A 16,287-nucleotide genomic window follows, 5' to 3' on the forward strand; every position below is an offset into this window, starting at 1 on the left:
GTTACGACCGACCGGGGTCTCCGTAGCGACGAATGGTCGCCGCCGCTTGCGCGCTCCGACGCAGCGCCGCAAAAAGTGTGTCGCCAAGAACGGTGCCCACCACCACTGTTTCTGCCTGTGACGCAAGGTCACTGCGCGTGTCCACAAGGTCGAGGTCCGCCTCAGCCACCAACTCGGCCGCCTGCGCATAGGCCTTGAGCCAGGGCGCCTCAGCGCCCTGGCCGGCTTGGCGCAAAGTCGTCACCACGCGCGCTGCAGCTAAACGTCCTGGGTCGTCAGGGCCGCATGCCCAGCCGGCGACGGCCTCATCCACGGCGGCCAGGGCGTCTGCATCCAGCGACTCGGTCTGCACGTGTTCCGACACGGTGCTCTGGGCGATCTCAAACGCGCGGGTGAGGGGCAGCTCGCCGTCGATTGCATTCGTGACTCGTTTTGCATCGGAGACAGACAGCCCGCCCACATCCGTCAATGCACGAATCATGTGGATGCGGCGCACATGAGTTTCGTCGTAGGTCGCCTGGTTCGGTGCCGAGCGCTCGCCCGCGGGCAGCAAGCCTTCGCGCAGGTAGTACTTGATCGTGGCCACGGAAGCCCCGGTCTGCTGGCTCAACTCCGAAATCTTCATTTGGACACCATAGCTATCTGTTCGGGGGTCATGGGTGCGACGGACCGAATCTCACAGCCACACTCAGGAATATCCGCGCCTAGGGAGCGTTGAATACTAGTGATGACTACACCACTTCGCCTTTCTGTTCTTGATCTCATTCCTGTTCGCAGCAACCAGACTTCGGCCGACGCGCTGGCGGCGACAACCGCGCTCGCGCAGCGCGCCGACGACCTCGGTTTCTCGCGGTACTGGGTCGCCGAGCATCACAATATGAAGGCCGTGGCGTCCACGAACCCTGCAGTATTGATTGGCATTCTTGCCGCCCAAACGAAGCGCATTCGTGTCGGTTCTGGCGGAGTCATGCTTCCCAACCACGCGCCCCTCGTCGTCGCGGAGCAGTTCGCGATTCTTGAAGCGGCATTCCCTGGTCGTATCGACCTCGGTATTGGTCGCGCTCCCGGCAGCGACCCCGTAATCACTTCTTACTTGCGGATGACCGGCACCACTAGCGACGTCGACGCGTTCCCGCGCAACGTGGCCGACATCCGCAGCCTCATGAATCCCGAGGGCGCCACGTTGCAACTGCAGCAAGGACGCAGCTACGAACTCACGGCAACGCCGAACGCGGCATCCGTTGCTGATCTTTGGTTGCTCGGCTCAAGCGACTACTCGGCCCGGCTGGCCGCAGCTCAGGGCATGCCGTACGTTTTTGCCCACCACTTCTCGGGCGAAGGCACCGCGCGCATTCTTGGCCTCTACCGCGACAACTTTGTGCCGTCAGACCTGCTGAAGGCCCCCAAGACGTTCCTCACCTTGAACGTGGCTGTCGCCGAAACGGCGGCGGATGCGCGTGCCGCAGCCCTGCCCCAACTTCAGCAAATGGCGCGCCTGCTCAGCGGCATGCCGCTCGGCCCGCTCTCGACAATCGAAGAGGCCGCCGCCACCGAACTCGCTGCGCCGCAGCAACAGATGGTGGATGACATGGCCGAACGGTGGGTCATCGACGAACCCGTGGCTGCAGCGCAACGCATTCGCTCGCTCGCGACCCGCTTCGGTGTAGACGAAGTAATGGTCGTGCCTGGGTTGTCGGCTCACAATGCGGACGCGGCGAACACCTCGCCTGTGCGCGTGCGCGCTCTCGAACTGCTTGCGGAGCAGTTGCTCAACTGAGTCCTGCGGGTGGACGTGCCCGCTGAACGCCACTCCGGTGGGGGGCGCAGCGTCGACTGCAGCACTCGTTCGCGGACCCGACGGTGGAGCTGTACGCAAAGTCGTGGTCTCGTGACCATCGTGCTCTCAGCGTGCGTGCTCGTGATCGCACTTGCTAAGCTGATGGCTCGCTTTTCGCGACCGCGCGTCGCATCCTGCAGTGGGTGTGCCTCCGAGTGCTACTTGGGTTGAGTCGCGTTCGCGCGCAGTCGCAGCTCTTGCGCTCCTTCTCGGTCTCGCACCTCGACGTTCGAGCTGTGTGAGTCCACAAATTTTCGGAAAGTTTTGAAATTCAACGCGGCCTCGTTGAAAGATGGGTCGATTCTCAGCATTTGGTTTTTAACCGCCGAGCTGTTGAGCCACTCGGAGTCCTCCTTTTGCTGAACAAGTCGCATGGCCCGCACGAGCATTTTGAAGGGCCGCATTCCGATGGCTGGAGTGTCGGCGGTTGAAGTACTTGTTGGCTGAGAGGCGGTAGCCGCCTGCTTTGTCGGCGCTGCCTTAGGCAGGGAGGCTTTTGTCGCAGGTTTATTGGTGCTTGAGGCGCTCTTTTGTGCGGGGGCGGTCTTGACGACTTTCGTAACTGCAGCTTTCTTCGCGACGTTGACGACTTTCTTCACGGAGGGCGCGGCGGGCGTCAACTCTTGTGGTGCCCGGGCTGACGAGGTCGCTTGGGCGCTCACACCGGGGTCTGGCTGCGTGGGCGGCGTCTTGTACTGCACGCCTGGCAGCGAGTCGTAGTCTGCGAACTTGTCGCACGATGAGGTGAGAGCGTCACTTATTCCTCCGGCAACTCCCACTCCGACGACAAAGCGCCCGAGCGTTTTCGCGCGTTGGGCAAGTGCCACATAGTCAGAGTCACCAGCCACAATCACGACGTGTGTGATGTCAGGGAGTCTAAACATGTCTTCCATGGCATCCACGGCGAGTCGGATGTCGGCGCCATTTTTCATTAAGGCAGTGAGGGGGAAGAGCTGAACCAGAACCACGGCACGATTGACAAGTTGCTTATGGTAGCTGGCGTTCACCGGCACAGACCAGTCGGCATAGGCGCGGCTGAAGGCAACTGTTCCGAAGGAGGAGGCGTAGTCGAGGATCGCCTCGACATCCACTTCGGCCTCGAGCAGCCTGACGCCGACAGCACTCGGCGTTGTGCGAGCCGAGTTATGAGTTCGAGCTTTGTCTTTGGAGAACTGCCCGTTGCCATGTATTTGGTTGTAGCGCGAGATAACGATGTTGTCGAAATCGATGTACACGGCAACACGGCCGTCGCTGGGCATAGCCAATTGGTCTCCTCGAGAAAAAAAGTTCTTCTCAGTCTTCTGGTGAGGCTCTCTCAAGACAATCCCCGCATTCGGGGCAATCACTGGGGAGCGACCCTGGCGACATTTTCTCGACTCCGCAGGCTCCGCTGGGTTCCACATCGCGCAACATGGAATTAACATTCCATGTGCTTCACTTTTGGCAGTGCGCTGGTTAGAGTCCTTCACATGGAACGCAGTGCCACGTCGTATCATTCACAGGGGCTAGTCAAGGCCCTCAAAGTGCTCAAGGTGCTCGGCGCGCAGGAGAAAGCGCTCAGCCTCGCTGAATTATCGGTCGAGCTCGAACTCCCCAAGTCGACCCTCATCCGGTTGCTCTCGGTGCTCGAGCAAGAAGCTTTTGTCTACCGCGAGGGTGACCCCCCGGTGTACGCGCTGGGGCATGCAGTGCTCGATATCTCCGAGTCGTACCGTCGAGTCGCCAACACGGCCGACGTCGCCGCGCCGTACTTGAAGATTCTCGCTCATGCGACAGGTCTCACCGCCAACCTCGGTGTTCTTGAAGGTCGTTGGGCTCTGCACCTGTGCGTGCAAGAACCAGACCGTCCGTTGCGCTTCCGCTCTCGTGACGGCTCACTCGACTACACCTACTGCACCGGCATCGGCAAGATGCTGCTCTCAGAGATCCAAGAAGATCAGATCAGCCAGCACCTCCCCGAAGAGCCCTATGCGCGCTTCACCGAGTACACGATCGTGAATCGTGAGCAGATGGATGCGAACCTCGCCACCATTCGCGAACGCGGCTACAGCCTTGATGACCAAGAGCGCGACCTCGGCGTTATTTGCCTCGCGGTTCCTATCCCGCTGGGGCTCGACGTTCCTGTCGCGATCAGTGTGTCTGGGCCAGCCGGCGAGCTAGCGCCGGAGTTGCGCGAATCGCTATCCCAGCGCGTTCACGATGTGGCGGCCGAACTTGCCGCCGACCCACGATTTGTTGCCGCGTTCCGTGCTGAGCGCGGCGGCCAGCGAAAAGGAGATAACCATGATCGTTGATGTCCACACCCACAACCACCAGCCCGAACACTGGGGCGACGAGCACAAGAAGAACTGGGAACCTGCGTACGGCGAACCGTACCCGCGCATCTCGCCGGAAATGTACGACGCCGCGATGAAGAAGGCCGGCGTCGACGTCGCGATCGTCTTCGGCCTCGCCGCTACCCGTGCTGGCGTGCACACTCCAAACCGCTTCGTCGCGGACTACTGCGCCCAGCTGTCAACGCCGACGGTCGCCTTCACTGCGCTCGATCCGCTAGACGCCGACTGGCGTGACCAGCTCGATGAGGCGTATGAACTCGGCTTCAAGGGCGTCAAGCTCTACCCGGTTCTCTCGCTCTTCGATCCGCTTGACCCCGCGTTCGATGAGTTCTACCGACTCTGCTCCGAACGCCGGATGACCATCCTCTGGCACATGGGAGCCACACCGAGTGCGCAGGGCCGACTCTCGCTCAGCCAACCGCTCGTTGTCGAAGAAGTCGCTCGCCGGCATCCGGATCTCAAGCAGATCATGGCGCATATGGGTCACCCGTGGCAGCGCGACGCCATTGTCGTTCTGCGCAAGCACGCCAACGTGTTTGCCGACGTGTCAGCTAGCTGGCACCGCCCCATGGACGGCTTCATGGCTCTTGTCATGGCTCAAGAGTGGGGCGTCGTCAACAAGTTGTTCTTCGGCAGCGACTACCCGCTATGGGAGCCGGCCGACGCCATCGCGCGCTTCCGTTCTCTTGCCGACTTCCGTGCGGGCAACCTGCCCCACGTTCTCGAAGAAACCGTTGAGTCGATCCTTCACCAGGATGCTCTTTCGATTCTCGAGATCCCTGACCCACGGCTCGCCAGATAGCCCGCCGCGATGAATACCCAATCGATTAAAAAGGAGCAAGATACCGTGCCTAGGACAGCCGCTGCGCTGATCAGCGAAGCCAAAGAATTTATTCCCGGAGGAGTGAATTCGGCAACTCGGAACTTTGGTGCGCCGTATGCCTTCCGCGATTCTCAGGGCGCTTACCTGACGGACTATGACGGTCGCCGCTATGTGGACTACCACGCAGCGTTCGGTGCCATTTTGTTGGGGCACTCTGACGAACGTGTAACAGCCGCAGTTACGCAGAGCTTGAACGGCCTTGACCTCGTAGGGCTGGGCGTGAGCGAACTCGAAGTCGAGGTTGCTCGCATGGTGGCGAAACTCATCCCTTCGGTTGAGAAATCCGTCACGACAATGAGTGGCACCGAAGCCACGATGCAAGCTGTTCGACTTGCTCGTGGCGTCACCGGCCGCAAGTACCTTCTCAAGTTCCAAGGCTGCTTCCACGGCTGGGGAGATGCCGTTGCTCGCAACGTCGCGTCGCCCGCCGACCGCATCGGAACTGTCGACCCGCTCTCCACCGGAATCCTCGAAGACGCACTCGGTTCCACGCTCGTCGCTGACTTCAACGACCTCGATTCGGTTCGCGCGCTATACGAGCGCTACCCGGATCAGATCGCAGCGATCATCCTCGAACCCGTGCCTCACAACGTTGGAGCCCTGCTTCCGGACCAGTCCTTCTTGGAAGGCTTGCGTGAAATCACCCAGGCTGAGGGAAGCATCCTGATCTTTGACGAGGTCATCACTGGCTTCCGTCACGCTCCCGGTGGCTACCAAGAGATCTGCGGAATCACCCCCGACCTCACCAGCTATGGCAAGTCGATGGGGAACGGTTTCGCCGTAGCGGGACTCGGCGGTCGCGCTGATCTTATGGACAACTTCTCGTCAGCGGGTGGTGGCGTGATGCTCGCCGGTACCTTCAACGGCGGCCCCGTCTCGATGGCTGCAGCAATTGCCACCATGACGGTCGCCAGTGATCCTGAAGTGGGAATGCACGAGTACACCGGGCGCCTCGGTGCTCGGATGCGGGATGGGCTTCGCGACATCACCACCGAACTCGGCATTGCGGCCCACGTGACCGGCCTCGGCAGCGTCTTCATCTGCTACTTCATGGACCGTGAGCCCAAGAGCTACAACGACCTTCTGGAGAACAACGACGTTGCCTACGCCACATTCCACCGTCGGATGACCGACCGCGGTTTCGTTATGTACCCCATGACGCTCAAGCGCAACCACATTTCGCTCGCGCACACCGAAGCAGACATCGACCTCACTCTTGAGGCCGCTCGCGACGTACTGCAGGAAATGAAGAGCGAAGGAATTTTCGCATGAGTGCGCGCCGGGTCCTTGTCGTTGGTGCGGGGGTGATGGGTCACCGTCAGGCCGTTGCAGTTCGTGCTGTCGGTGACCAGATTGCTGCTGTCGTCGACACGGACCTGGCGCGAGCTAGCGTCATAGACTCTGGCGCTAGTACCTATACCTCCGTGCAGGAGGCGCTTGCTCAGGAGCACGACCTCGATAGCGCGATCATCGCTACTCCCTCTGCCGGGCACCTCGTGCAATCGACAGAGCTGGTTGCGGCGGGGCTCGACGTTCTCGTGGAAAAACCCCATCGTGTTCCTGGGCAAGATCCTGCACCGCTGCGTGACGCTCTCAGTAAAGGTGGGCGACTTTTCGTCGGAATGTCCACCCGCCACTGGGCTGGCGTTAAAGCTGTGGTTAGTGCCGTCGCTGACGGAGAACTCGGCGAGATTCTGACTTACAGCGACCGGATGCAGTTTCATCTCGAAGAGGACAGCCTTCCCGGGTGGTACTTCAACTCCGCTGTCAGCGGCGGGGGAGTGCTCGTGACGAATGGCGTGCATGCCTTCGACCGTGCTCGCGCAATCCTCGGTGAGGAGTTGCAGTTCCAAACCGCAGCTCTCGTGCGCGTCAACCCCGCTCACGAGGCTGAAGACCACGCGAGTGTTATCGCGCGGGCCGGAGCCTCGACGATTGCAACCATTGATATGTCGTGGGTGCCGTTCGATCCCATCGGTACAGGGCTCATCGTGATGGGCACCAGAGGAACGGCCCGCATTTATATGGATGGCTCGTGGTCGATCTCGGCTATCGGCATCGAGCGCAGCGGACCTTCGATAAACATCGACCGGGCGCCGTTCATTAGCCAGTGGACAAGCTTCCGCGACGAAGAAGAGGGTTTCGGGCTCGACGATCTCGAACCCACTCTCGGTTTGATCGAACAGATTTATCAGGAGGTTCCCGTTGTCTGAAGTATCACTTCTCATCTACCCCTGGGACGTCATCGCTGACGGTCCCGAACGTGTCGTCGAGACGGTTGCCGAACTCGGTGTTGACCGCCTCGTCATCGCCACGGCGTATCACTCGGCCGAAGTCATTTCTCCTCGCCGATTCGACCGTGTCTCGACGGTGGCGGAAGCGAATACGAGTCACTTGCCCCTCGGCTTCAACAACTTCAGCGGCTTGGCCGTTCCGCCCTCCTCCATCGCGACCGAGCATCCGGATCTTTATCCCTCGCTCAAGCGCGCTGCGGATGTTGCCGGCGTCGCTCTCAGCGGATGGGGCATCGCTTTCCACAACACCACGATGGCAACTGAGCACCCTGAAGCAGCCATCAAGAACTGCTTCGGCGACGCTTTCACTCATGGACTGTGCCCGGCCAATCCGGCTGCACAGCAGTACGCGGTGGAGCTTGTGGGCGAGATTGCTGGCTCTGGCCTGTTCGACCGCGTGTTGGTCGAAAGCCTCTCGTACCTGCTCTACAACCACGGTCACCCGCACGAACTCTGGGGCGCCCGCCTCGACCCGACCACGCGGTATTTACTATCACTGTGCTTCTGCAGCCACTGCCGCGAGCAGGGAACGGCCCGCGGAGTCGACGTCGGCGCTCTTCGCCTTCGAGTCTCGCAGGAGCTTCACCGCACCTGGAACGCCGAAGCGCCTGCGGGTCGCGATGCCGACGATGGCGCCGAGATTGCATCGCTCCACATGATGTGGCCCGACCTTGCGGCGTACACCCGCATGCGAAACGACGTGGTCACCGAGCTCGCTGGCCGTGTTGCCCGCGAGATTCGCTCCAAGGGCGCAGTGCTCGACCTCAGCGCAGCCGTCTGGGGCCGACCCGCCTTCAGCAACTGGATGGAGGGCGTGGATGTCGCAGCAAGTGTTGCCGTCGCCGACTCGTTCGTTCTCGAAAGCTACTATCCGACCGCTGGCGAGGTTGCTCGTGAACTCGACCACACTCTCGCCGCGGCCGCGCTCTCCGATCGTGGAGCAGAGTCCCTGGCCTCCGCGATCACTCTCTGGCCTAGCTTCCACCCGACGAAAGACAGCTTTCTGTCGAAAGTGGATGCCATCCGCGGTTCGGGAGTGAGCAAGCTCGCCCTCTACAACTACGGCACAGCAACCGCACCGACACTCTCGTGGATTCGGGATGCCGCCGACATGATGAGGAGCGGATCATGACCTTCAGCCCCACCCTGTTCGATTCTGTGGAGACCCCGGCCTTGCTGATCGATCGCGCGCAGATGATGCGCAACATCAGCATGATGGCGGAGTTCGCGGTGAAGGCGGAGGTTGCTCTTCGTCCTCACTTCAAGACCTCGAAAATGATTGAAGTCGCTCGACTGCAGTTGCAGGCCGGCGCTGTTGGATTCACCTGCGCGACAATGGCGGAGGCCGAGGCCTTGCTCGCGGCGGGAATCGACGACGTCTTCTGGGCGAATGCTCCGGCTTCTGCTCAGAAGGCTCGCTTTGCCGCCGAGGCCAACCACACCGCGCGCCTAGCGGTCGGAATTGACTCGGTCGAACTCGCTGCAGTGTTGTCCCAGGCTGCAGTGGCGGCTGACTCTACGATCCCGGTCATTCTGGAGATCGACACTGGCCTCGCTCGTACGGGAGTGCTGGCTGCCGCAGCGGAAGACGTCGCGGCTGAAATTGCCGCCTTGCCGGGCATCCTGCTCGATGGCGTCTATATGCACGAAGGTCAGCTTGCGAGCCTCAAGGGCTCTCGCGATGAGATCGTCGCGGCTGGAACGGGCGCTGCCTCGTCGTTGGTCGCCGTAGCCGAACAGCTGCGAGCATCCGGTCACACCATCTCGGTGGTCTCAGTCGGCTCGACGCCCGGCTGGGAATCTGCACCGCGCGTATCTGGTGTCACCGAAGCCCGCGCCGGAACCTACGTCTTCTTCGATGCCAACCAATTCCGACTCGGATCGGCATTGAGCGCACAGTGCGCCCTTACCGTGCTCAGCACCGTGGTGAGCGTTCCCGCTGCCGATCGTCGCGTTATTGATGCGGGCATCAAGGCGATGAGCTCCGACCGCTCTAACCGCGGCGACACCCTGGGGCTCGTGACGGTTCCCGAAGGAGCTCTCGCCGACAACATCGTTTTCGAGCGTGCGTACGAAGAGCACGGCATCCTCAACGGAGCCGGCATCGACGAACTCGGCTTCGGAAGCCGAGTTCGAATCATCCCTAATCATGCGTGTGGCGTCGTGAACATGTTCAGTCGCGTACACGTGGTCGACGGCAACGAAGTCGTCGACATTTGGAATCCCGTCGGTAGGCACTAACCAGCCCGCGGGTCACTAGTAACACCCCTGCACCAACCAAGAGAAGTAACAGAAAGGTAGCGCAATGAGTAACAAGTCACCATGGCGTCGGTCGTTGATCGGCCTTGCCGCAGTAAGTTCGCTCGTGCTTACAGGATGCGCTGCTGAGTCATCGAATAACGACGACCCAGCAGCAATCAAGGATGAGGTAGTCGTAGCTCTGGCGGGCGACATTGACAACTTCGATCCTCACACCAATCAGCTCATCATCTTCGAATTTGCGATTCGTGAGCTCGTGTTCTCGTCTCTCGTCGACTACGACGCCGAGCTGAAGCTTCAGCCCGACCTCGCGACGTACGAGGTAAACGAAGACGCAACGGTGTTCACGTTCAGCCTAGCGCCGGATGCCGTATTCCACGACGGAACCTCAGTTGACGCTGATGCTGTCATCGCTTCGATGGAGCGCGCCGGCACAGCAGAAGACTCCATCTGGTCGGGCCGTCTTGCCGACGTCGCCTCGTACGAGGCAACGGATGAGTCGACTGTCGTCATCACCCTCAACAACCCGGATGCTACGTTCCTCGCAGGGCTCGCATCGATCGCCATCGTGGCTCCCTCGAGCTTCGAAACCGCCACTTCTGACCCGGTGGGCTCAGGCCCGTACGAGTTCGAGAGCTGGACGGCAAACACTGAGATCGTGCTGACCAGCTTCGACGACTACTTCGGCGATGTGTCGCCGACGGAAACTCTTCGACTGCAGCCCATCACCGACCAGCAGGTCGCGCTTAACAACCTCTACAGCGGAAGCGTTGACATTCTTGCCAGCGCATCGGCCGCGACGGTGTCACAGCTCGACGCCGACCGGGCCTCCCTCGTGGAGCCAGTGGCATCGAACAGCCTCTCGCTGATCGAGTTCAACTCATCGGGAAAGCTTGCTGACCCGATGGTGCGCCAGGCTCTGGCACACGCCCTTGACAAGGACTCCATTCGGGACATCGCCTACGGTGGCGGCGGCTCGAGCAGCTGGAGCCCGTTACCTGAGAGCAGCTGGGCCTACTCCGAGCAGGATGGCTACGAGTACGACCTCGACAAGGCCGCGACAATGCTCGCTGCTGCTGGCGAGTCTGACCTCGAGTTCTCGCTCGAAGTACCTTCCGGCTTCCCGGAAGCTGAACAGCTCGCCCGCGTCTGGCAGGCATCCTTGGCTGAAATCGATGTGACCTTGAACGTCAACATCACAGAGATTTCGGTTTGGCTCGACGCTTACGTTAGCCGCGGCTATGACGCCACCTGGAATGTGTTCAACGTAGGAGCGGACCCCCACTCCTTCTTCGACATCATCATGACTCCGCACCTTGCGGATGACTACCAGAACCAGACGGTATCCGATCTCGTTCTTGACGCTACCCGCGTCTCTGACGAGGCAACTCGGGGCGAGCTCTACGGCGAACTCCAGCAGATTCTCGTTGACGAACTCCCCATCATGATCGTGCAGTCGACCCCGGTTGCTTCGATCGCTGGTCCGGATGTCTCGGGCTACGAGGTCAACCCGCTCGGCTGGGCTCTGCTCTCGCAGGTCACCGTCAGCAAGTAACACCGCGCACAACACAGCACGCAACACGAAGAAGAAACGAGGGAGGCAGCATCGTGAAAATCATGCGACGCGCAGGAATAGAGGCGGCAAAGCTCGCCGTGGTCTTGTGGTTCGTCTCGGTGTTCGCCTTCCTCGCTCTTCGGCTCACTCCTGGGGATCCGGCAGTTCTGCTGCTCGGTCCCCAGGCGGGGCGGCCGGATGCGGCGGAAACGCTGGCGCGGTTACGAACAGAAATGGGGCTCGACCAGCCCTGGCCGGTTCAGTACGGCATCTGGCTTGGCGACATACTGCGCGGAGACTTTGGAGTCTCGAGCCGCAGCGGGGTAGCCGTCGTTGAACTCGTAGCGGGCGCTGTTCCGCCCACGTTGTTCCTCATCCTGGGAGCCGTGCTCATTGCCGTACCGCTCTCCATAATCTTCGGAATGGCCGCTGCGTACTTCCGCAACGGAATCGTCGACCGGGCAGTGCGTCTGGTTACGACATTGGCGATCGCGATTCCTGCGGTCTGGCTCGGCCTGTTCCTCATCATCATCTTCTCGGTCACGCTCGACATTCTGCCGTCGGGTGGATTCACCAGCCCCTTCGAGGACTTCGGGGAATTCTTCATCCAGATGATTCTGCCGGTCACGACGCTGGCGATCTTCCTAGGGGGAGTGTTGACGAGATTCGTCTATGCCGAAGCCTCCGACGTTCTCCGTCAGGACTACATGCGCACAGCGCTGGCCATGGGCATTTCGACACCGCGCCGAGTCTTTATCTACGCCATGCGCAATGCTGTCACCCCGATGATCACGATCGTGGGAGTACAGATCGGAGCGCTCGTCGGAGGCGCCGTGCTCGTTGAGGCCGTCTTTGGCCTCGGCGGCATCGGCCAACTCCTGCTGTCGAGCGTTCTCAACCGTGACTACCAAGTAGTGCAGGGCGCCGTCTTGCTCACCACGATTGTGGTGCTGCTCGTTGGTTACCTCGCAGACCTCGCTTACCGTCTCGTCGACCCGAGGATCACAGAATGACACTCACAGAACCCCGCACGAGCGGAACACCCCTGTCGCGCACCTTCGCTGCCATCGCCGCCGTCGGCCCCGCGAGACTCTCGCTCATTGTCATCGGCGTGATAGCCCTTTTCATGGCGGTCTGGCCCTCACTCTTCAGCCCGTACTCGCCGTCGGCGATTGACGCGTCGTCCATCCTGTTGTCTCCGAGTTTTGCGCATCCGCTGGGAACTGATGAAGCGGGAGCCGACGTTTGGGCTCGGCTCGTGTACTCCACTCAACTCGAACTCGTGATCGCGGCGGGCAGCGTTCTCGTTGCTCTCGTCATCGGTCTCCCCACCGGCCTCATCGCCGGAAACGCCGGACGGTTTGTGGATGGCGCGTTCACGAGTGTCGCTTCGGCGACGCTCGCTTTCCCTCTCGTGCTCTTTGCCATTCTGATGGTCGCGAGCTTCGGCACCACGAGTCTGTCGCTCACGGTCATTATTGGGTTCCTCTTCTTCCCTCGCGTCTTTCTTTTGATGCGAGCGCAAACGCGCAGTCTCAAGGAGCGCGAGTTCGTGACAGCACTGCGGGTCGGGGGAGTGCGACCGACTCAAATCTTGGGCCTCCACGTGCTTCCTAACTCCGCCGGTCCACTGTTGACGCTGATCCCCACGCTGATGGCAGAAGCCATTCTGATCGAAGCCGGTCTGAGCTATCTCGGTTTGGGCGTCGATTTGCCGGCTTCCACATGGGGCACGATCCTCGAGGCTTCGAAAAACTACTACGTCACGTCTCCCTGGTACGCGATCTCGGCGGGCCTTGTCATCACCTTCGTCGCTGCCGTGCTGATGTTCGCTGGCGAACTGATCGCTGAATCCGCCAACCCCATGAGACGGCGGCGCCGCTCATGACCCACATCACGCTCTTGCGCGGAGGGCAGGTCGCCGACGGAACTGGCGCCCCGCTGTTCGACGCCGACGTGCTGATCGCCGACGGAATGATCGCCGGCATCGGTCACTTTCCCGAGGGCGATGCCGACGTGGTCGTGGACTGCGCCGGCCTCATCGTGGCGCCAGGTTTCATCGACATCCACACGCACTCCGATCTCACCCGTTTTGCGTACCCCGAATGTGAATCTCGGGTACTGCAGGGCATCACTACCGAAGTGATTGGCAACTGCGGGTTGAGCCCGGCGCCGATCCGCGGCAACCCCGACGACGTACGCGCCATCATCGGCCCGGTGGATATCGTCGCTGACGTCGACGTGCACTGGAACTCGGTAAGCGAGTACTTTGCCGCGCTCGACAGCACACCGGCGGCGACGAATGTCGCACCACTGGTGGGGCACGGAACAATTGTGCTCGCCGCGCAGACCCGGGCGGGGCTCGGCGCCGGTCAGGAAAACGAGCAACGGGCGATCATGGTCGCCGAGCTGCAGGAGGCACTAGCGGCAGGCGCGTGGGGCTTGAGCCTGGGCCTCATGTACTCGCCGGGCGAGCTGAGCCCCGTGGACGAACTGACTGAACTCGCACGTTCGATCGCTCAGCACAACGCCTTGCTCAGTATGCACATGCGTGCCTACGACGGCGATGGGCTAGCCGCTGCCGTAACCGAGGCGCTGCAGATCGCCGAGACCTCCGGAGCACGCCTCCAGATCTCCCACTTTCGCTCAATCCGCGATGACGATGGCAGCGCCCTTGACGCCGCGATCGATCTCGTCGAGAACGCGGAGGTCGATGTTCAGGCCGATGCGTATCCGTATCTCGCCGGTCACACCACAATGCTTCAACTCTTACCGACCGAGCTGCGAGCACTTCCCGTGGCCGAGATCGCCCAGCGCATTGCCGAGGCTCCGGCCGCCGTTGCCGGGATGCTCGAGTCGGGAGCAGGGTTCCCACCGGAAGCCATCACGGTCGCTAAGGCTTCGGCGACTCCTCTCGCGGTCAGCAAGACGCTCGCAGAACTGGTTGCTGACTCCGCTCACCAGTCGTGGGGCGCCCTCGCTGTGGAACTCCTCAGTGCGAACGATCTCAACGTTGACGTGATTGTCGTCGGTACGCGTCCCGTCGACGCACTCCGGGTACTGCAGCATCCGCTCGTTTCTGTGGCATCGGACGGGCTCGCCCTCAGCCTGACCCACGAGGCCAATCTGCCTCATCCGCGGTCGATCGGTACCTTCCCGCGTTCGTTCGACGAACTCTCGCGTGCTGGCATGACCACCGTGGAGATCGTGCACAAGATGACTGCGAAGCCGGCAGCTCGACTGGGCTTCACCGACCGCGGCGTGCTCGCTGTGGGTGCGTGCGCTGACGTCACGGTATTCGATGCGTCGACCGTTGCGGACCGGGCAACCTACGCGTCCCCATTGGAAGCGCCGCAAGGAGTCACCCACGTTTTTGTGAACGGCGTACGGGTAGTGCGCGACGGCCGTCACACCCATGAATTGCCTGGCCACGTCTTGAGAAGGAGAACAGCATGACCCCTTCACCGTTACTAGAAATTTCAGACCTCACGGTTCGCTATGGCACGGGCAACGCTAAGCCCGCCGTCAATAACGTCTCGCTGTCCCTCGCCGCCGGCGAGACGGTCGGGCTCGTGGGCGAATCAGGGTCGGGCAAGTCGACCGTCGCGCGCGCCGTGCTCGGATTGATGCCTTTCAAAGGAACCATCACCTACCAAGGTGAGAACCTTGCCGAAGTGACGCCGACCCGCATGCGCGCTATCCGCAGCGACCTGCAGATGATCTTTCAAGACCCGTACGCCACACTTGACCCGCGGATGACGGTCGGTCGGCAAATCGCGGAGCCCATGCTGGTACACAAGATCGTGCCGCGCTCAGGCGCCCGTGCCCGCGTGGGCGAACTGCTCGAGCAAGTTGGGCTGTCGGTGGAGATGGCAGGCCGCTACCCACACGAGTTCTCTGGTGGTCAACGCCAGCGCATCGCGATTGCCCGGGCGCTTGGCGTTAGCCCGTCGCTGATCGTCTGCGACGAACCGACCAGTGCGCTCGATGTATCGGTGCAAGCTCAAGTGCTCGAACTTCTTCAAGAGCTCCAACGCACTCAAGGAATCGCGTACCTGTTTATTGCCCACAACCTGGGCGTCGTGCGCGCCATGTCGCATCGAGTCGCTGTCATGTACTTGGGGGAGATTGTGGAGTACGGAACGTCTGATGAAGTCTTCAGCAACCCGCAGCACCCTTACACTCGTGCCTTGATCGAAGCGGTTCTTGAGCCCGATCCGGCGTCGCGGCACCGTCCGCTGTCGATCGACCCCGATCTCACTAGCCCGATAAACGTGACGAGGAGCCGCGCATGAGCGACCAAGCACTCTTAGAAATCCGGGACCTTTCGGTACGGTTCTCGGCATCCGCCCCGCCCGCTGTGCGCGGTGTTTCCATTCGCGTCGAGGCGGGAACTCGCGTGGGAATCATTGGCGAATCGGGCTCCGGCAAGTCGGTCACTGCGATGTCGGTGTTGCGCTTGAATGACGAACGAATCGCCCACTATGGCGAGGAATCGTCCATCACCCTCGATGGTCGTGAACTTCTCAAAGCGCCGCTCTCGGCGATCCAGGGCGTACGTGGTGCGAAAGCCTCGATGATCTTCCAGGACCCGATGTCGGTGCTCAACCCGGTGTTCCGAGTAGGGCACCAAGTGCGCGACGTTCTCGTGGCGCACCGCCCCGAGCTGCGAAAGACGGCCAAGGCTCTCGTTATCGAGAGTTTGGATGCGGTCGGTATCCGCAACCCCGCTGCGGTCTACCGTCAGTACCCTCACGAGCTCAGCGGCGGAATGCGCCAACGCATCATGATCGCGATGGCGATCGCATCGTCACCCCGACTGCTTATTGCGGATGAAGCGACGAGTGCGCTCGACGTGACCGTGCAAGCTGCAGTGCTCGAGACCATCGGTGCTCTCGCTGACGATCGCGGCATGGCGGTGCTCATGATCACTCACGACATGGGCGTTGTTGCGCGATTCTGCGACTACGTCTACGTGATGTATCACGGTGAAGTCGTCGAATCAGGCGCGGCCGCCGACATTCTTACCTCACCTCAGCACGACTACACCAAGAAACTTCTCGCGTCAGTTCCTCGCCTTCATGGCGATCAGCCCCGCACGGTTTAGTGCGGGCACCCCAACC

General features: G+C 61.3%; 15 protein-coding genes. 13 read left to right on the forward strand and 2 right to left on the reverse strand.

What is annotated here, in order from left to right:
- Window position 1: 1 nt before the first annotated feature.
- Window positions 2-625 (reverse strand): MerR family transcriptional regulator, encoded by a 624-nt coding sequence (locus tag ACWFSR_RS06445; protein ID WP_197105474.1) that lies wholly within the window; start codon window positions 623-625, stop codon window positions 2-4.
- A gap of 102 nt (window positions 626-727) precedes the next feature.
- On the opposite strand from ACWFSR_RS06445, the gene ACWFSR_RS06450 reads away from it, so the two are divergent.
- Window positions 728-1,777 carry an MsnO8 family LLM class oxidoreductase gene (locus ACWFSR_RS06450; RefSeq protein ID WP_447523381.1) on the forward strand — a complete coding sequence of 350 codons (1,050 nt, stop codon included), beginning with the start codon at window positions 728-730 and terminating at the stop codon, window positions 1,775-1,777.
- Window positions 1,778-1,995: 218 nt separating this feature from the next.
- Here ACWFSR_RS06450 and ACWFSR_RS06455 read toward each other — a convergent pair whose 3' ends face one another.
- Window positions 1,996-3,096: an NYN domain-containing protein gene (locus tag ACWFSR_RS06455; RefSeq protein WP_447523438.1), complete on the reverse strand. Its 1,101-nt coding sequence runs from the start codon at window positions 3,094-3,096 to the stop codon at window positions 1,996-1,998.
- A 210-nt stretch (window positions 3,097-3,306) separates the two neighbouring features.
- Between ACWFSR_RS06455 and ACWFSR_RS06460 the strand changes: the two genes are divergently transcribed.
- The 12 genes from ACWFSR_RS06460 to ACWFSR_RS06515 all read left to right on the forward strand — a co-directional run bounded on the left by ACWFSR_RS06460 (window position 3,307) and on the right by ACWFSR_RS06515 (window position 16,271).
- A complete protein-coding gene (locus tag ACWFSR_RS06460) occupies window positions 3,307-4,131 on the forward strand; it encodes an IclR family transcriptional regulator (RefSeq protein ID WP_447523382.1) in 825 nt (274 codons plus the stop codon).
- The gene (locus ACWFSR_RS06465; RefSeq protein ID WP_197105477.1) at window positions 4,121-4,975 is read left to right on the forward strand and encodes an amidohydrolase family protein; all 855 of its coding nucleotides are present in this window, start codon (window positions 4,121-4,123) and stop codon (window positions 4,973-4,975) included. Before ACWFSR_RS06460 ends, ACWFSR_RS06465 begins: the two co-directional genes overlap by 11 nt.
- Before the next feature lie 45 nt (window positions 4,976-5,020).
- Window positions 5,021-6,328, forward strand: a complete 1,308-nt coding sequence (locus tag ACWFSR_RS06470; RefSeq protein WP_197105478.1) for an aspartate aminotransferase family protein — start codon at window positions 5,021-5,023, stop codon at window positions 6,326-6,328.
- Window positions 6,325-7,269, forward strand: a complete 945-nt coding sequence (locus tag ACWFSR_RS06475; RefSeq protein ID WP_447523383.1) for a Gfo/Idh/MocA family protein — start codon at window positions 6,325-6,327, stop codon at window positions 7,267-7,269. Before ACWFSR_RS06470 ends, ACWFSR_RS06475 begins: the two co-directional genes overlap by 4 nt.
- A complete protein-coding gene (locus ACWFSR_RS06480; protein WP_447523384.1) occupies window positions 7,262-8,482 on the forward strand; it encodes a hypothetical protein in 1,221 nt (406 codons plus the stop codon). The genes ACWFSR_RS06475 and ACWFSR_RS06480 overlap by 8 nt, the downstream gene beginning before the upstream one ends.
- Window positions 8,479-9,591, forward strand: a complete 1,113-nt coding sequence (locus ACWFSR_RS06485) for an alanine racemase (RefSeq protein WP_447523385.1) — start codon at window positions 8,479-8,481, stop codon at window positions 9,589-9,591. The genes ACWFSR_RS06480 and ACWFSR_RS06485 overlap by 4 nt, the downstream gene beginning before the upstream one ends.
- Window positions 9,592-9,655: 64 nt before the next feature.
- Window positions 9,656-11,164 (forward strand): ABC transporter substrate-binding protein, encoded by a 1,509-nt coding sequence (locus ACWFSR_RS06490; protein ID WP_197105482.1) that lies wholly within the window; start codon window positions 9,656-9,658, stop codon window positions 11,162-11,164.
- Between the two features lie 62 nt (window positions 11,165-11,226).
- Window positions 11,227-12,177 carry an ABC transporter permease gene (locus ACWFSR_RS06495; protein WP_231603908.1) on the forward strand — a complete coding sequence of 317 codons (951 nt, stop codon included), beginning with the start codon at window positions 11,227-11,229 and terminating at the stop codon, window positions 12,175-12,177.
- Window positions 12,174-13,052: an ABC transporter permease gene (locus ACWFSR_RS06500; protein WP_100389127.1), complete on the forward strand. Its 879-nt coding sequence runs from the start codon at window positions 12,174-12,176 to the stop codon at window positions 13,050-13,052. Before ACWFSR_RS06495 ends, ACWFSR_RS06500 begins: the two co-directional genes overlap by 4 nt.
- A complete protein-coding gene (locus ACWFSR_RS06505; protein ID WP_447523386.1) occupies window positions 13,049-14,620 on the forward strand; it encodes an N-acyl-D-amino-acid deacylase family protein in 1,572 nt (523 codons plus the stop codon). Before ACWFSR_RS06500 ends, ACWFSR_RS06505 begins: the two co-directional genes overlap by 4 nt.
- Window positions 14,617-15,459 carry an ATP-binding cassette domain-containing protein gene (locus ACWFSR_RS06510; RefSeq protein WP_197105486.1) on the forward strand — a complete coding sequence of 281 codons (843 nt, stop codon included), beginning with the start codon at window positions 14,617-14,619 and terminating at the stop codon, window positions 15,457-15,459. The genes ACWFSR_RS06505 and ACWFSR_RS06510 overlap by 4 nt, the downstream gene beginning before the upstream one ends.
- On the forward strand, window positions 15,456-16,271 hold the full coding sequence (locus tag ACWFSR_RS06515) for an ABC transporter ATP-binding protein (protein ID WP_197107101.1): 816 nt from the start codon (window positions 15,456-15,458) through the stop codon (window positions 16,269-16,271). The genes ACWFSR_RS06510 and ACWFSR_RS06515 overlap by 4 nt, the downstream gene beginning before the upstream one ends.
- Window positions 16,272-16,287: the final 16 nt, after the last annotated feature.

It is taken from the genome of Salinibacterium sp. NYA9b, assembly GCF_976973725.1.

Excerpts from the sequence above, each read along its gene's own strand:
- ACWFSR_RS06505 (WP_447523386.1), top strand. The coding sequence starts at position 13,049 with ATGACCCACATCACGCTCTTGCGCGGAGGGCAGGTCGCCGACGGAACT.
- ACWFSR_RS06465 (WP_197105477.1), top strand. The coding sequence starts at position 4,121 with ATGATCGTTGATGTCCACACCCACAACCACCAGCCCGAACACTGGGGC.
- ACWFSR_RS06490 (WP_197105482.1), top strand. The coding sequence starts at position 9,656 with ATGAGTAACAAGTCACCATGGCGTCGGTCGTTGATCGGCCTTGCCGCA.
- ACWFSR_RS06485 (WP_447523385.1), top strand. The coding sequence starts at position 8,479 with ATGACCTTCAGCCCCACCCTGTTCGATTCTGTGGAGACCCCGGCCTTG.
- ACWFSR_RS06495 (WP_231603908.1), top strand. The coding sequence starts at position 11,227 with ATGCGACGCGCAGGAATAGAGGCGGCAAAGCTCGCCGTGGTCTTGTGG.
- ACWFSR_RS06455 (WP_447523438.1), bottom strand. The coding sequence starts at position 3,096 with ATGCCCAGCGACGGCCGTGTTGCCGTGTACATCGATTTCGACAACATC.
- ACWFSR_RS06500 (WP_100389127.1), top strand. The coding sequence starts at position 12,174 with ATGACACTCACAGAACCCCGCACGAGCGGAACACCCCTGTCGCGCACC.
- ACWFSR_RS06445 (WP_197105474.1), bottom strand. The coding sequence starts at position 625 with ATGAAGATTTCGGAGTTGAGCCAGCAGACCGGGGCTTCCGTGGCCACG.
- ACWFSR_RS06510 (WP_197105486.1), top strand. The coding sequence starts at position 14,617 with ATGACCCCTTCACCGTTACTAGAAATTTCAGACCTCACGGTTCGCTAT.
- ACWFSR_RS06475 (WP_447523383.1), top strand. The coding sequence starts at position 6,325 with ATGAGTGCGCGCCGGGTCCTTGTCGTTGGTGCGGGGGTGATGGGTCAC.
- ACWFSR_RS06450 (WP_447523381.1), top strand. The coding sequence starts at position 728 with ATGACTACACCACTTCGCCTTTCTGTTCTTGATCTCATTCCTGTTCGC.
- ACWFSR_RS06460 (WP_447523382.1), top strand. The coding sequence starts at position 3,307 with ATGGAACGCAGTGCCACGTCGTATCATTCACAGGGGCTAGTCAAGGCC.
- ACWFSR_RS06515 (WP_197107101.1), top strand. The coding sequence starts at position 15,456 with ATGAGCGACCAAGCACTCTTAGAAATCCGGGACCTTTCGGTACGGTTC.